Below are 16,160 nucleotides of genomic sequence, written 5' to 3' on the forward strand. Positions count from 1 at the left end.
CCCGGGTGAACGCCGGCCATAGCAAACGACCCTGTAGGATCGCTGGCCGACATTATGAAGTTGCCTATCGTAACCTATCCTGCTCTTCGTATACGCAAGTGCCGTGCCGTGGATGGTTACAAAACCGTAATTGTCGGCCGCGGCTCAGCCGGCGTGTTCCTCGCGGCGGTTACTGCACTGGTTGCGCATCGGCTCGCCGGCCAGGTAGCGGCGCATGTTGTCCAGGAACAGTTCCCAGGCGCGGTCGAAAAAGTGGTCCAGTGAGCCCGCGCTGTGCGGCGAGATGTGCAGGTTGGGTGTGTCCCACAGCGGGCTGTTCGCGGGCAGCGGTTCCGCCACAGTCACGTCGATGCTGGCGCCGCCGAGGTGGCCGCTGCACAGGGCCTCGCGCAGGGCGTCCTCGTCCACCAGTGAACCGCGCGACACATTGCAGAAATAGCTGCCCGGGCGCATCGCAGCGAATGCCTCGCGATCGAACAGGCGGTAGGTCTGCGCGGTTTCCGCGGCGCACAGCACCACGGCGTCCGCCGCCCCCAGCAGTTCCGGCAGTTGCGCCGGGCGGTACAGTGCCTCCACCGAGGGAGGCGCGCCGGACGCCGGGTCGCGGCGGGTGGCGATCACCCGCATGCCCAGGGCGTGGGCGCGCTGCGCGGTGGCCTCGCCGATGGCGCCCAGCCCGACGATACCCAGCACACTGCCGGCCAGGCTGTGCCCGTAGACGGTCTCCCAGCGGTGCTCCGCCTGCATCTGCGCGTAGCGGTCGAACAGTTTCCAGTGGGCGAGGATGCGCGCGATGACGAACTCGGCGATGGCCGGGGAGGCGATGCCTGCGCCGCTGGTCAGGGCTGCGCCGAGGCGGTCCAGGCCGCAGCTTTGCAACTGGCCGATACCGGCGCCGATGGATTGCACCCAGCGCAGGCGCGGCGCCAGCTCGTGCATGTCGAAGGGCAGGTCGATGGCGAAGGCGATGTCCGCTTCGCGCAGCGCATCGCGCAGGGCGGGCGCTGGCGGCGGCAATAACTCGCGCGCGCGGGCATAGTCCGGCTGGCCGCGCAGCGCGCGTATCTCCGGCGGGTCGCTGTAGGCGGCGTAGGTGAAGCGCAGGCGCGGTTCCAGTGCCTGAAAAGCGCGCTCGGTCGCCGCGTGTTCTGCGGCCGTGCGCGTGTCGCTGTCCAGTGGCACGCAGACGCAGACGTTGATCGTATCGCCCATCGCGGAGTCAGTCCGCCGCGCCGAGGACCGGCGCCTCGTGCTCCGCGCGCAGCAGGACCACAGGGATGCTGCGTGCGCCGGCAGAGACCTGGTAGTCGCGGTAGGGTGGGTAGTGGCGCTGCATGTAATCCCACAGCCAGGCGCGCTCCTCCCCCTCGGCGACCCGCGCGGTGCCGCTGAAGGCCTGGGTGCCGACCTGGAACACCACCTGCGGTTCGGCGGCCAGGTTGAGGTACCAGGCCGGGTGTTCCGGCGCGCCACCCTTGGAGGCGATCACCACCCACTCGCCGCCGACGCAGCCGTAGATCAGCGGTACCGTGCGCGCCTGGCCGCTGTGACGGCCGCGGGTTTGCAACAGCAGCGTGGGCAGCGGGTAGGGCACGCCGACGTGGGACATGTCCATGATATGGCCGCGGGTGCCGCCAGAACTGAGGTAGGTCTGCAGGTGTTCGTTGACGAAGGCGATGGTGCGCGCGAGTAGTTCGTCCGGGTTTTCCTGGCTCATGGGCGTGTGGGTCCTGTCGCTGTTGACGTTATGTCAGGTGGGCCGGGGGCGGGACATCCCCGGCGCAACGCCGGGTCACATTAGCACAGCACTCGTCGGTACCGCACAGCCCGATGCTTGTGACCCGTCTGATGCGACTGGTTGCAGTGCGACTGGTTGCAAGGCGATAGGGTGCAGCGCGGCCGGACTCGGCGCGATCCGCTTCGCAGCGACCCGGCCGGGAACAGGCCGGGACGCGGACTCGCGAAACACGTCAGAACGGCAGGAAATCCAGCTTGCCGTGTTCCTTGATCAGCCGGTAGAGCGCCGGCTGTTGTTGCTCGGCGAGACTCGCGGCGGACTCGCCGCGCTCGTTGCGGCGATAGGGGTCCGCATCGTGCTCCAGCAGCGCCTGCACCAGCGGCTCGGAGCCGGCCTCGACAGCGTAGATGAGTGCCGTGTCGCGGCTGCTGTTGCGCGCGTCCACCGCGGCGCCGGCCTGCAGCAGGGCGAGGGCGGCGGCTTCCTGCCGGTTGCGAATCGCCAGCATCAACGGCGTATTACCGCGTTTCGTGGCCGTGTCGATGTCGGCGCCGGCGCGTAGCAGTACCGGCAGTGCCGCTGCGCAGCCCTCGGCGGCGGCGATGTGCAGGGGGGTGCGCCCGCTGTCGTCAGCGACATCCGCGGCGCCGCCGCTGGCCAGGGGTGCCAGCAGGGCTTCGCTGCAGTCGCGGGCGGCGTACCACAGGGCGGCGCGGCCGCGCTTGTCTGCCAGGTCCGCGCGGGCGCCGCGGCGCAACAGGTCCTGCGCCAGTTCGGTATCCTCCTCGATGGTGGCCAGCACCAGGTAGCTCTGGCCCTGCTGGTCCTGCCGGTCGAGGTCGCCGGCCCCGCGCAGCAACTGCCGCGCCATGTTGTGCTGGCCGGCCGCCAGCGCCAGGTGGATCGCATCGCGGCCGGCCTTGTCCCGCGCCGTGAGTTGTGCGCCACCGTCGATCAGCGCGCTGGCCACATCCCCGGCGCCGCGCTGTGCCGCCAGCATAAGCGCGGTCTGCCCGGCGCTGTTGGCCAGGTCCGGGTTGGCGCCGGCGGCGATCAGTTCGCCGATCACCCCGGCGCTGCGCGCCTCTGCGGCGTACATCAACAGGCTGCGATCCTGGCTGTCGATACGGTCGAGGAAGTCGGCACCGCGCTCGCCGAGCAGGGCGGCCAGCACGTCGCGCTCGTCCTGCAGCACGGCCTGGCGCGCCAGCTGCCAGGGGACGGCACCGCCGGGCGTGTTGCCGAGATGGCCGGCGATGGCGCTGCCCGAGGTGTCGCCGCGCGCGCGCCAGTCGGGCCCGTGCTGTGCGCCGGCGCTGGCCAGCAGCTGCGCGGCGCGGGTGTCGCCGGTCAACTCGGCCAGGTCCAGGGCGGTCTGGCCCTGGCGATTCTGTGCGTTCAACTGCGGGCGCTGTTCCAGCAGGGCGCCGAGCAGCGCGTGGTCGTGGTTGCGCACGGCGATATGCAGCGGTCGCTCGCCGCCGCTGCCGCCGCCGTCGGGGTCGGCACCACCGGCCAGCAGGCGCCGGGCGCTGGCCTGGTTGCCGCGCCTGACCGCGAGGAGCAGCGGGGTTTCACCGTCGGCATCGGCCTGGTCCGGATCGGCGTCGTGCGCCAGCAGCAGGTCGATACCCTCGACGCTGTCGCAGGCCACCAGGTAATACAGTGCGCTGCGCCCATGGCTGTCCCGCGCGTTGACCGCGGCGCCGTCCGCCAGCAGCCGGCGCAATTGCTCCGTGTCGCAGGCGACCGCGGCGCGCACCCAGCGCTGGCCGATATCAGCGCCGCCGGTGGCTTTTACCGTCGTGGTAGCAGCGGCTGCCGGCGCCTCGAGTTCGGCGCGCGCCCGGGCGTTGCCGCCGGCGGCCGCGCGTTCCAGCATCTGCCGGGCGGCGTCGGCGTCACCGCGCTCGCGCAACAGGCCGGCCAGCGAGTATTGCGCGTCTGCGGAGCCCTGGGCGGCGGCCTGCTGCAGCCAGTGTTGCGCCTTGTCCCCATCGCGGGGCACGCCGCGGCCGACCAGGTACAGGCGACCGAGCTGGTACTGGGCCTCCGCGGAACCCTCCTGGGCGGCGGCGGAGAACACCCGCGCGGCCTCGTCAAAGGCACCCAGGCGCATGGCGGTATAGCCTGCGGCGAGGTCCTCGTCGGCGCTGCCGGGCAGGGCGATGAGTAACAGCACAAGCGTGAGGAGGGCTCTCATACGGCGGTTCCGTAGTGGGTCTCGACGGTCACGCCGATGGATTCGAGGAAGGCGTTGGGCAGGATGCCGCCGGCGCAGACAATAATGTGGTCGTTGGGCAATTGCAGCTCCGCGCCGTCCTGGTTCAGGTACACCGCGTCGGGCGTGATCTCGCGCACCGTGGACTGCAGGCGCAGGTCCAGCTGGCCGGCATCCACTGCAGCCGCCAGTCGCTGCCGGTTCTTGCTTTTCACCCGGTTGAAGGCTGTGCCTCGGTAGGACAGGACGACCTCGGTGCCGGGCTCTTCGGCGAGGCTGATGGCCGCCTCCAGCGCGCTGTCGCCGCCGCCCACCACCAGAACCCGGGTGCCGCGGTACTGCTGCGGGTCCACCAGCCGGTAGACCACCTTGCCCAGCGCCTCCCCGGGCACGCCGAGGGTGCGCGGCGTGCCGCGCCGGCCGATCGCCAGCAGCACGTTGCTGGCGGCGTGTCGCTCGGCCGCTTCTACCGCGAAGCCGCCGTCGATGGGGTCCACCGCGGATACCCGGGTTCCGGTGCGCACCGCCAGCTCGGCCTTGGCCACCACGCCGGTCCAGAACTCCATCAGGTGCTCCTTGCTGGTCTCGCGGAACTGGAACTCGCCGAGCAGGGGCAGCTGCGCCGGGGCGGTCATCACCACCTTGCCCCGCGGGTAGTGGGAAATCGTGCCGCCGATCGAGTCCTGCTCCAGCACCAGGTAGGACAGGCCCGCCTCGCGCGCCGCCAGCGCGGCGCTGATCCCGGCCGGGCCGGCACCGACGATCACCACATCCAGCAGCCCCGGCCGGTTGACCCGGCCGCTGTCGCGGATCGCCGCCACCGCCTGCCGGCCCTGCTCGATGGCGTTGCGGATCAGGCCCATGCCGCCGAGTTCGCCGGCGATATAAATGCCGGGGACGTTGGTCTGAAAATCGGCGCCGACGTGGGGGATGTCGACCCCGCGGGTGGCGGTGCCGAACACCAGGTCGATGGCGTTGGTGGGACAGGCGGTGCGGCAGGCGCCGTGGCCAATACAGGAGGCCGGCGAGATCAGTCGCACCTGGTTGTCGATGACGCCGAGCACGTCCTTCTCCGGACAGGCGTCGACGCAGGTGGCGCAGCCCAGGCAGCGGCTGTAGTCGATGGTCGGGTGCAGCGATGCGGGTTCCACCAGGCCCGACTCCATGGACTCCCGGTAGACCTCCAGCGCGCGCCCGCTGCGGCGCCCCTGCAGGTACAGGTAGAGCCAGATCACGATGACGGCGGGGGTGCCATACACCGCGACAACAATCACTTCAGCCACGCCGGATCCAGGTAGGTGCAAATTTCCTGCGTATTTTGAAGGGAATGTTTGTTTCATGACAAATGATACCGGTACAATTCGTAAGGTATTGGGGGCGGGATAGCTTAAGGCCACCTTAAGGCTCGGTCGGCAAGCTTCCACAATGACGAATAACAATGACGTGTGAAGACCTGTGCAGGACGTGGTTGACAGCCCGGCGGTAGAGCGTCGCTACGCCAGACATTCCCCGCGCATCGCGTTCCGGGTGTTCGCCGCCGCGGTAGCGGCGCTGATGCTCTGGGCGTGGTGGATTCGCGACCACCGTTACCTCGAGGCGGAATCCGGCCTCGGCTACCTGCTGGGTATCATCGGCGTCAGCCTCATGCTGCTCCTGCTCCTCTACCCATTGCGCAAGCGCCTGGCAGCTATGCGCAGCTGGGGCAGGCTGGCCAGCTGGTTTCGCCTGCACATGGTGCTCGGCGTGATGGGGCCGCTGTGTATCCTCCTGCACTGCAACTTCCAGCTCGGTTCCACCAACAGCAGCGTCGCCCTGGGCTGTATGCTGCTGGTCGCCGGCAGCGGCCTGATCGGGCGTTACCTCTACGGCAAGTTCCACTTCGGCCTTTACGGTCAGCAGGTCGAGTTGCGCCAGGTGCGCAGCGACCTCGAGTTCATCTACAACCAGATGCAGCAGGGCGACCCGGACCCGGCCCGGCGCGAGGCCGCGCGCAACCTGTTCGAGGGGTGTACCGATATCATCGACAGCCAGCGCGGCGGCGTGTCCCTGCGCCAGTTGCTGCGCCAGCGCAACTGGCTGCGCAAGACCGCGAAACAGATCCGCCAGGCGGGCGGGACGGACGACACCCTGCGCAAGCGGCAGCGCGCCCTGGCCAGCCTGCTCGACAAGCTGGCCGGCCTGCGCCTGTTCGAGCGCCTGTTCGGCTTCTGGCACGTGGCCCACATCCCGGTCTTCCTGTTGATGGTGGTGACGGCCATCATCCACGTGGTCGTGGTGCATTGGTACTGATGCAATGTGCGCGTGCAGATGCCTTGTCGTCCTCCTGTTCGCACTGGCCTGCCTGGCCGGGCCGGCGCAGGCGCGCCTCGACCTCAAGTCCATGGTGCTCATGCCCGGCCCCCTCAGCGCCGCGCACGCCGACGAGGAGGAGAACTGCGACGCCTGCCACCGCGGTTTCGACAAGGCGGGCCAGGATGAACTGTGCCTGGACTGTCACGAGGCGGTGGCCGCCGACATCGCCGGCAAGAGTGGCTTCCACGGCCGCTCGCCAGCGGTTGCGGCGAGTATCTGCAAGGGATGCCATGTCGATCACAAGGGCCGCGACTTCGACATCGTCGCCCTGGACCGCGACACCTTCGATCACCGGCTCACCGATTTCGAACTCACCGGCGGCCACCAGGGCGTGGCCTGCGACGGCTGCCACGCCGCGGACACGCCGTTCCGCGACACCGGTTCCGACTGCGCCGGCTGCCACCGCGAGGACGACCGTCACCGCGGCGAACTCGGCGAGGACTGCGGCGGCTGCCACAGCACCGAGGCCTGGGCCATGACTGCCGCGTTCGACCACGCGGAGACTGGCTTTACCCTGCGCGGCGCCCACCAGGAGGCCGCCTGCGGCACCTGCCACGCGGGCGAGCGCTACAGTTTCGACGACACCGCCTGCGTCGCCTGCCACCAGCTCAAGGATGTTCACCTGGGGCGCTATGGCGAGGATTGCGCGCGCTGCCACAGCGAGCGCGAGTGGAGCACGCCGAGCTTCGACCATGCCGGCGAGACCGATTTTGCCCTGCTCGGCGCCCACGCCGAGACACCCTGCCGGGCCTGTCACTTCGACGACGTGGCGGGCACGCCGCCGGCCACTGACTGCGCCGGCTGCCACCGCGAGGACGATGTCCACGCCGGTCGCCACGGCAGCGATTGCAGCCAGTGCCACGACAACCAGCAGTGGCGCAAGACGCGCTTCGACCACGCCCGTGAGGCCGACTGGCCGCTGCGCGGTGCCCATGCCGACCTAGCCTGCCTGCAGTGCCACCAGGGCGCGCTGGACGACCCGCTGGAGACCCGCTGCGTGGCTTGCCACCAGAGCGACGACGTGCACCGCTCCGCGGCCATGCAGGAGTGCGACACCTGCCATGGCACCGAAGCCTGGTCCGGCGTCAGCGGCTTCGACCACGAGCTCACCCGCTTCCCGCTCGAGGGCATGCACGCCATCGCCGCCTGCGGCGACTGCCATGCCGGCCATGAATTCACCCAGGCCAGCGACGCCTGTATCGACTGCCACCGGGCCGAGGATGCGCATTCGGGTTCCCTGGGCGGCGAATGCCACCAGTGCCACACGCCCAACGGCTGGAGCCTGTGGCAATTCGATCACGCGGCGCAAACCGGCTTTGAACTTGCCGGCGCCCACCGGGGACTCACGTGCGACAGCTGTCACCGCGGCGAGAGCGCCAGCGATGTGGCCCACGAGTGCGCGGGTTGTCACGCGCAGCAGGACCGGCACGACGGGCGCTTCGGCGGCGACTGTGGCCGCTGTCACAGCGATGCATCCTTTGGAGATATTCAATGGCACAGGTAATTCAACGCGCCACCGGCCTGGTCCAGCTGGCGTTGCTGCTGCTGGCCTGCGCCTTCCTGGCCGGGCCCTTCCTGGCCGGGTCCGCCCAGGCCCGGGAGGCAGCGCCCACGCAACCCGCGTTCGACCATTTCACCACCGGCTTCGAACTGCGCGGCGCGCACCGCGACCTGCAGTGTGAGGAGTGCCACCAGGAGGGGCGTTTCGTCGGCACGCCGCGCGAATGCCAGATCTGCCACAGCCCGAACAGTTTCCTCGACGCCTCGTTTGCACCGCAGGACCACATTCCGACCACCGCCACCTGCGACAGCTGCCACACCACCTTCAACTGGCAGGAGGTGGTGCGCGTCGACCACAGCCAGCTGCCATCCAGCTGCGCCCTGTGCCACAACGGCCGCCTGGCCGAGGGCAAACCGGCGGATCATGTGCCCTCCGGCCCCCAGTGCCTGGACTGTCACTCGACCATGGCCTGGCTGCCTGCGGGCTTTGATCACAGCGGCATTACCGGCAATTGCCAGAGCTGCCACAACGGGACCTTCGCGGATGGCAAGCCGGCGCTGCACATCCCGACCAACCAGGACTGCGCGGACTGCCACGCGACCTTCGCCTGGCTGCCGGCCACATTCAGCCACGCCGGGGTGACCGGCAACTGCACCCAGTGCCACAACAACACCCTGGTTGAGGGCAAGCCCGCGGACCACCTGCCGACCAGCCAGGATTGCGTGGCGTGTCACTCGACCATGGCCTGGCTGCCGGCGACCTTCGATCACGCCGGCATCACCGGCAACTGCCAGAGCTGCCACAACGGCACAACCGCCGAGGGCAAGGCGGCGGACCATATTCCCACCAGCCAGGACTGCGTGGTGTGTCACTCGACCATGGCCTGGGTGCCGTCGAACTTCACCCACCAGGGCATCACCGGCAACTGCCAGAGCTGTCACAACGGTAACTTTGCCGAGGGCAAGGACGCGGGCCACATTCCCACCAGCCAGGACTGCGCCGTGTGCCACTCGTCTGTCGCCTGGGTGCCGGCGAACTTCACCCACCAGGGTATTACCGGCAACTGCCAGAGCTGTCACAACGGTAACTTTGCCGAGGGCAAGACTGCCGACCACCTGCCGACCAGCCAGGATTGCGCCGTGTGCCACTCGACCATGGCCTGGGAGCCGGCGAACTTCACCCACCAGGGCATTACCGGCAACTGCCGCAGCTGCCACAACGGCGACTTCGCCGACGGCAAGCCGGCCGACCACCTGCCGACCACCCAGGACTGCGCCGCCTGCCACTCGACCATGGCCTGGCTGCCGGCGACATTCGACCACCGCGGGATTACCGGCAATTGCCAGAGCTGCCACAACGGCAATGACGCCGAGGGCAAGCCGGCGGACCACCTGCCGACTACCCAGGACTGTGTTGCCTGTCACTCGACCATGGCCTGGCTGCCGGCGGGCTTCGACCACACTGGCATCACCGGCAACTGCCAGAGTTGCCACAACGGCAACGAGGCCGAGGGCAAGCCCGGCGACCACATCCCGACCACCGCGGACTGCGTCGCCTGTCACTCGACCATGGCCTGGCTGCCGGCGAGCTTTACCCACGACGGCATCACCGGCGGCTGTACCAGCTGCCACAACGGCACCACCGCCGAGGGCAAGCCAGGTGATCACCTGCCCACTACCCAGGAGTGCAACGTCTGCCACTCCACCATCGCCTGGGAACCGGCCAACTTCACCCACCAGGGCATCACCGGCAACTGCCAGAGCTGCCACAACGGCACCACGGCGGAGGGCAAGGACCCGGGGCACTTCCAGACCACCCGCGACTGCGGCTACTGCCACACGACCATGGCCTGGGAGCCGGATATCTTCAGCCATACCACGCCCAACTACCCGGGCGAGCACGCCCGCAACCTGGGCTGCACGGACTGCCACACCACCAACGCCGAGCTGATCCCGTGGCGCTTCGCCGCCTACCAGCCGGACTGCGCCGGCTGTCATGCCAATGACTACGAGCAGGACGAGCACAAGAAGCACGAGAATCCCGACCGCGACTACACCGTGTCGGAGCTGCGCGACTGCACCGGCGCCTGCCATATCTACACCGACGCGACGCTTACCCGTATCAAGGAAACGCGCTTCGGTGAACACCGTGTGGGGGACAGGGACTTTGACTAGCCAGCCTGCCGGCGGGAACTGCGCCCGCACTACCCTGGCCGCACTGCTGTGCTGCCTGCCCATGGCCCTGCTACTACCGGCCGCGGCCCGCGCCCAGGCGCCCGCCGCTGCAGCGGAAGCCGCCTGGGACAGCGAACGTGTCGACAGCGAGATGAAGCGCGCCGCCCAGTTGTACAGCGCGCGCGACTTCGCCGGCGCCTCGCAAATCTACTGGGAAGTCAGCCAGAACGCGCCGGCGGACCAGGCGGCCTGGGCCCTTGAGTTGTACGCGGTGTGCCAGGAGAAGCAGGGCCAGCGCGAGCAGGCGGTGGCGACCTACGACCTGTGGCTGCAGCGTTACGCCGGCAGCGAGGGCGAAGTGCGCGTGCAGCAGCGGCGCACTGCGCTGGTTACCGCGACTGCGGCGCCGCGTGCCAGCGGCCGTCGCGCCGAAAATCGCGATGAGCGCCAGCTCTACGGCAGCGCCTCGCTCATGTACCGCGGCCTGCGCCGCGAGATCGAGGACGGCGAGAGCGATACCCCGATGTCGTCGCTGTCCGGCGATGCCGACGTCTACCTGCGCGCCTCGACCGGCGGCTTCCTGTGGCGCGGCCGCGCCAGCGGCGGCTACCTCGCGGACGGCGCCGATGACGGTGATTCCCAGGGGCGTGTGCGCAACCTTTACGTCGGCGTGCAGCACGCGGACAGCGGCGCGGAACTGGTGCTCGGCCGTCAGCGCACCAGCGACAACGGAATCTACGGCTACCTCGACGGCGTCGAGATCAGCTACCCGGTACTGGACAACCTGACCCTGCGCCTGCTCGGCGGCGGCCTGGTTGGCAGCAGCCAGGATGCGCCGAGCAGCGACCACAAGGTATACAGCCTGGCGGCGGAGTACGAGCTCGTCGACCCGCGTATCAAGTTCACCGTCTACGGTATGGAGCAGACCTTCGAAGGGGTGACCGAGCGGCGCGCCCTGGGCGGCGAGTTCTCCTGGTTCAACGAGCGCTCCTACTACCTGCTCATCGCCGACTACGATATCGAGTTCCAGGAAGCCAATAACCTGATGTTCAACGGCAACTGGACCTTCGGCACCGCGACCAACGTGGCCCTGTCGCTGGGTTACCAGCGCAGCCCCTTCCTCAGCGCCAGCAACGCGCTGATCGGCCAGTACGAACTGGACCTCGACCAGGTGCTGGAGCGGCTGGGCCCGAACCAGGATATCTACGATGCAGCGCTCGAGCGCACCGCGCTGAGCCGCTACGCCTCGCTGGTGATCAACCAGCCGCTGGGCGAGGGGCTGCGTATGATCGGCGAGATCTTCCACTACGAACTCAGCGAACTGCCGCAATACGACCCGGCCTTTGAGGCGCCGGACAGCGACGCCAATACCACCTACGGCCTGCAGTTCATCAACGAGAAGACGCTGTTCGATAACGACGTGCTCAGCATCGGCGCTCGCTACACGGTCGGCGACTTCGCCGACAGCAGCGTGTTGTACCTCGACGAGAAGCTGCGCTTCGGCAACGGCGTCGACCTCACCCTGCGCCTGACCGCCGCCCAGCGCTCCCCCGAAGGTGGCGATCGCGATTCGTTCAATATCCGCCCGGGCCTGCGCCTGGACTGGTACCTGTCGCGGGACCTGTTGCTGGACTTCGAAGCCGGCTACGAGTACATGCAGCAGGATTTCGAGGTCATGGACTTCAAGGTGCACCAGGGCTACGTACTGATGGGCGTGCACCAGCGCTTCTGATGGCCGGGGGGCCCGGTCGGGCACCCCGCATTCACTTCCCGTGAATAACTGAGTTATAGTTCCCCCCGACGACAATCAGAACTATCCAGTCGGGTCGAGTATGGAAGATGGGGGCAAGCCGCGCCGTTCGTTCCTGAATGAGCTGCGCCGGCGCAAGGTGATCCGCACCTGTGTGCTGTACATCCTGCTGTGCTGGGGTGCATTGCAGGTGATCGACATCGTCGGTCCTGCGCTGGGCTTCGACGAGGACCTCATCTCCCGCTACCTGCTCTACGCCTCCGTGCTGGGTTTTCCCGTCACCTTCGCGCTGGCCTGGTTTTTCCAGGTGTCCTCCCGCGGTATCGTGCGTACCCGCAGCTTCGAGGAGCGACGCATCCTGAACAATGTCCCGCCGATCAACGACCGCCGCAGCCAGGGTGTCTCGGGCTTCCTCAAGCGCGGCGATGACGGCGAGGTGCAGTGGGTGATTTCCGCCGAGACCGGGCCGCTCAGCGGCCTGAGCTATGCGGTGCGCGATTCACTGGTGCTGGGGCGCGCGCTGGAGTGCGACCTGGCCATCGTCACGCCGCATGTGTCGCGCCAGCATGCGCGCATCGATGCCGACGACGGTCGGCTGTTTATCGAGGACCTCGGTTCCTCCAACGGCACCATGGTCAACGGCAAGCGGGCCGGCGGTCGGCAGCAGTTGCGCCACGACGATGAAATTCGCCTGCACGATATTATCTTCCGGGTGACCGAGCGCCTGTCGAAACCGCACAGTGAGCGCCAGGCCAGCGACCAGACGACGTTTATTCACGCGGCAGATCTCGAACGCGGCGACTGAACGGTTGGCCTTCCCCCGCTGTGCCGGCCGCGGCCTGGCGCAGCAACCGGACTAGCGCAGCATCCAGAACAGCGCGCCAACCACCATGATGGTCAGCATGACCCACACCAGGCGGTCGTGGCGTTTGCTGGTGCGCGCGCTTTCCTCGCTGAACTGTGCGTCTTCGCCGGGTTGCAGTGCGGGGAATGACTGCGCGTGGCCCGGGGCGGAAGCGGAGGCGCCGACGATAACAACCGTCACGTTATCGCGGCCGCCGGCATCCAGCGCCGCCTTGACCAGTGCCTGGCCCTGCGCCTGCGGCGTGGCGTGTTCGCGCAGCAACTGGGTGATCTGCGCATCCGACAATTCGTCGGTGAGCCCGTCGCTGCACAGCAGGATCTGTTCGCCGCGGTGCATCTCGCCGCGCACCCGTTCGGGGTTGACCTGGATGCTGTCGGAAACACCCAGCGACTGGCTCAGCACGTTGCGCTCCGGGTGCTGCGCCGCCTGTTCCGGGGTGATTGCGCCGCGCGCGAGCATTTCGCTGACCGGGTTGTGGTCGCGGGTCAGCTGGCGCAGCTTCTCGCCGTCGAACAGGTAGGCGCGACTGTCGCCGACCCAGGCGATCTCGAAGTCGTTGTCCTCGAGGTGCATGGCGACCACGGTGGAGCCCATATTGCTCGACGGGCGCTTGGCGATTTCGTTGAGGATTTCCTGGTGGGAATGACGGATGGCATCGACCAGCAACTCGCCGGCGGCGAGGTCGCGCACCAGGGTGTCGCGGACGATGGCCGATGCGATTTCACCGTTGGCGTGACCGCCGACGCCATCGGCGACCAGCCACAGGCCACGATCAGCGTCTGCCTCGAAGCTGTCTTCGTTGTGGCTGCGTTTGTGTCCGGGGTGGCTGTCAGCGAAGAATGCGGTCATTCAATATTCTGGTTTTGATCGCGGGCAAATCCGTCTGAGTCTGAGTTTATACCAAGTTAACGCACTGTATCGCGACTTTTTCACAGCCTGCCCGTAATTGAGTGTAAGATGCGATCTGACTATGCTAGGGGGCGCTGGCTTAAGTCGAAAACACAATGGCGGACTTCGAACTACCTGGATACGAGCTGTACGAGCGTTTGGGGCGCGGTGGTATGGCCACCGTGTACCGCGCCCTGCACCTCAATCTCGACCGCGAAGTGGCGATCAAGGTAATGGATCCCGCCATGAACGCCGACGAGACGTTTTCCGAGCGCTTCATTCGCGAAGCGCGCATCTCCGCGCGCCTGATCCACCCGCACATCCTGCAGATCTACGACGTCAACACCCACAACGGCCTCAACTACATTGCCATGGAGTTGTTGCCCGGCGGTGAACTGGCGGACTTCATCCACGGCGAAATGCCGCAGCGGCAGATCTATACCCTGCTGCGGCAGATGACCGAGGCGCTCGATTACGCCGCCGGCCGCGGCTATGTACACCGCGACATCAAGCCCAGCAACATCATGCTGCGCAGTGCCGAGGAATTCGTGCTGGCGGACTTCGGTATCGCCCGCGCGGCGAATTCCGGCACGCAGATGACGCAGACCGGGCTGATGGTCGGCACGCCCAGCTACATGAGTCCGGAGCAGGCCAAGGGCGAGGAAGTCGACGGTCGCTCGGACCTCTACGCGCTGGGCGTGCTCACCTACGAGATGCTCACCAAGGAACTGCCCTACGAGTCCGACTCCGCGGTCACCACCGCGGTGAAGCACCTCACCGAGGCCATTCCTACGCTGCCCGAGTCGTTGTCTGCCTACCAGCCGTTTATCGACAAGGCGCTGGCGAAAGCTGCGGAGGAGCGCTTCCAGACTGGCGCCGAGTTTTACCGCGCGTTCATGGAAGCCAGCGCGGACTTCGACGACGACCAGGTACTGACGCCCGCGGCGCCGCCCAAACCACAGCGCAATTCGCGCGCCAGCGAGAGCGTCGCCGAACGCACTTCGCTGGCGGGCGCGGATTCCACGCGTCTCAGCCAGTCGTCATCGCCGGCGCTGTCGGGATCCTCGCGCCCCTACCGCCTGGAGAACAGCCAGCAGGGTGAGGGCCCGGGCAGCAGCCAGCAGCGCGAGCGCCTGGTCAGCGGCACCTTCGAGCGCGGGGGGCGCAAGGCGCGCAAGTCCTCAAGTGCATGGGTGGCGATTGTCATCATACTGGTGGCGGCGGGCGGCGGCGGACTGTTCTGGTGGCAGACGCAGCGCGATTCCGCGTCCAGCGCGGTTGAAAACCAGCGCGCCATTACCTCGGAACTGGCGCAGGCCTACAGCGCCATGAACCGCGATGAACTGGTGGCTGCCGCCAACGCCTTCCAACTGGTGTTGTCCATGGACGCGCAGAACAGCGCGGCCCAGCAGGGCATGGCGGAAATCGAACGTCTGTTCCCCGGCGTCATCGAGGCGGCACTGGCCAGCGGCGACACCGCGGCGGCGGGGCGCCTGGTGGACGAGTTCAGCGATTATTTCGCAGGTTCTGCCGAGTTGGAGCGCCTGCGTTCCGAGTTCGGCCTGGCGACTGAAGAAAACAAACTGGCGGCGGCGCGCGAGGAACGCCTGCGGCAGCAACTGGCCGCTGCGGACCAGCACCTGGAGGCGGGCGACCTCGACCAGGCCGACGATCTGCTGCAGCAGGCCGCTGCCCTCGACCCGCAGGCCCCCGGCCTCGCCGAGCGCCAGCAGGCGCTGGCGGATGCGCGCGCACGCAGCTCTGCCTATGAAGAGCGTTGGGCCGGTTACAGCGATGAACAGCGCATCGCGTTCGTCGCGGCCATCGAGCGCGCTGACAGCGCGCTGGACGCCGGCGAACTGGATGCCGCGTCCCGGGCGCTGGCAGATGCCGCCGCCATCGCCCCGGACATGCCCGAGGCCGCGCCGCGCCAGGAACGGCTGGATGCAGCGCTCGCCGCGCATGACGCTGCGTTGGCGGAACAGCGTTCACAGCTCGACACGCAGTTGGACCAGGCCGAGGCCGCCGTGGCCAGTAACCCCGGCCGGGCCGCAGAGCTGTTCCGCGAGATCGCCGCCGAGCACCCGGACGAGCCGCGTGTGGCCCGCGGATTCGCGGCCATCGCCGGCCAGTCGCTGGAGCAGGCTCGCAGCGCCGCCGCCCAGGGTGATTTCGACGCGGCGCGCAGCGCCCTGGCGCGCGGCGAGGAACTGGTGCCCGGCAACGCGGACCTCGCTGCCTATGCGCAGAAACTACCCGGGCTGGAGAGCGCCTGGCAGCAGCGCGAAGCGGCCCTGGCCGCGGAACGCGAGGCGCTCAAGGCCGCGCTGCAGGAAGTAGAAGACGCGGTGAGTTCGGCGCAGCGCGCGGTCAGCGACGGCGACCTGGTGCAGGCGCAGTCCGCCTTCGACGAATTGAAGAACAGTAATCCCGACCTGCCCTCGCTGCAGTCGCTGGGCGAGGACCTGCGCGCGGCCTATGCCAGCTCGGCGCGCGCGCAGGCCGCCGAGAACGAGTTCGAGGATGCGGTCAAGCTGGTCGACCTCGGCGCCGAGCACTTCCCCGACGATCCGCGCTGGAGCGCCCTGCGCAGCGAGATCGAGGACGCCCGGGCCAGCGCGCGCCGGCGCCTGGGCGTGTACTGAAACACGCGCAAGCGGCGCGCGCTCTG

The 16,160-nt window shown here is 68.1% G+C and carries 11 protein-coding genes; 6 read left to right on the forward strand and 5 right to left on the reverse strand.

All coding sequences use genetic code 11. The features are described from left to right. Window positions 1-144: 144 nt before the first annotated feature. The 4 genes from E4634_RS05975 to E4634_RS05990 form a co-directional block, all read right to left on the reverse strand. Complete coding sequence (locus E4634_RS05975) at window positions 145-1,212, reverse strand: D-2-hydroxyacid dehydrogenase (RefSeq protein ID WP_135441802.1); 1,068 nt, start codon at window positions 1,210-1,212, stop codon at window positions 145-147. Between the two features lie 7 nt (window positions 1,213-1,219). Then, entirely contained in the window at window positions 1,220-1,717 is a 498-nt protein-coding gene (locus E4634_RS05980) for a nitroreductase family deazaflavin-dependent oxidoreductase (RefSeq protein WP_135441804.1), read from the reverse strand. 253 nt (window positions 1,718-1,970) lie between these two features. Beyond that, window positions 1,971-3,941 carry an ankyrin repeat domain-containing protein gene (locus E4634_RS05985; protein WP_135441806.1) on the reverse strand — a complete coding sequence of 657 codons (1,971 nt, stop codon included), beginning with the start codon at window positions 3,939-3,941 and terminating at the stop codon, window positions 1,971-1,973. Further along, window positions 3,938-5,242 (reverse strand): NAD(P)-binding domain-containing protein, encoded by a 1,305-nt coding sequence (locus E4634_RS05990; RefSeq protein ID WP_206046811.1) that lies wholly within the window; start codon window positions 5,240-5,242, stop codon window positions 3,938-3,940. Before E4634_RS05990 ends, E4634_RS05985 begins: the two co-directional genes overlap by 4 nt. Window positions 5,243-5,414: 172 nt before the next feature. Here E4634_RS05990 and E4634_RS05995 point away from each other — a divergent pair, with 172 nt between their 5' ends. The 5 genes from E4634_RS05995 (at window position 5,415) to E4634_RS06015 (ending at window position 12,541) form a co-directional block, all read left to right on the forward strand. Beyond that, complete coding sequence (locus E4634_RS05995) at window positions 5,415-6,248, forward strand: hypothetical protein (RefSeq protein ID WP_135441810.1); 834 nt, start codon at window positions 5,415-5,417, stop codon at window positions 6,246-6,248. A gap of 4 nt (window positions 6,249-6,252) precedes the next feature. Further along, window positions 6,253-7,815, forward strand: a complete 1,563-nt coding sequence (locus E4634_RS06000) for a cytochrome c3 family protein (RefSeq protein WP_135441812.1) — start codon at window positions 6,253-6,255, stop codon at window positions 7,813-7,815. Continuing rightward, a complete protein-coding gene (locus E4634_RS06005) occupies window positions 7,803-9,986 on the forward strand; it encodes a cytochrome C (protein WP_135441814.1) in 2,184 nt (727 codons plus the stop codon). Before E4634_RS06000 ends, E4634_RS06005 begins: the two co-directional genes overlap by 13 nt. Next, window positions 9,979-11,718, forward strand: coding sequence for a tol-pal system YbgF family protein (locus tag E4634_RS06010; RefSeq protein WP_135441816.1), 1,740 nt, complete (start codon window positions 9,979-9,981; stop codon window positions 11,716-11,718). Before E4634_RS06005 ends, E4634_RS06010 begins: the two co-directional genes overlap by 8 nt. Before the next feature lie 100 nt (window positions 11,719-11,818). Further along, window positions 11,819-12,541 carry an FHA domain-containing protein gene (locus E4634_RS06015; RefSeq protein ID WP_135441818.1) on the forward strand — a complete coding sequence of 241 codons (723 nt, stop codon included), beginning with the start codon at window positions 11,819-11,821 and terminating at the stop codon, window positions 12,539-12,541. A gap of 51 nt (window positions 12,542-12,592) precedes the next feature. Here the strand turns inward: E4634_RS06015 and E4634_RS06020 are convergent, their stop codons facing one another. Beyond that, a complete protein-coding gene (locus E4634_RS06020; protein WP_135441820.1) occupies window positions 12,593-13,450 on the reverse strand; it encodes a PP2C family protein-serine/threonine phosphatase in 858 nt (285 codons plus the stop codon). Window positions 13,451-13,605: 155 nt separating this feature from the next. On the opposite strand from E4634_RS06020, the gene E4634_RS06025 reads away from it, so the two are divergent. After that, window positions 13,606-16,134 (forward strand): protein kinase domain-containing protein, encoded by a 2,529-nt coding sequence (locus E4634_RS06025; RefSeq protein ID WP_135441822.1) that lies wholly within the window; start codon window positions 13,606-13,608, stop codon window positions 16,132-16,134. The last annotated feature ends 26 nt before the right edge of the window (window positions 16,135-16,160 follow it).

It is taken from the genome of Mangrovimicrobium sediminis (assembly GCF_004745945.1).
GTDB lineage: Bacteria > Pseudomonadota > Gammaproteobacteria > Pseudomonadales > Halieaceae > Mangrovimicrobium > Mangrovimicrobium sediminis.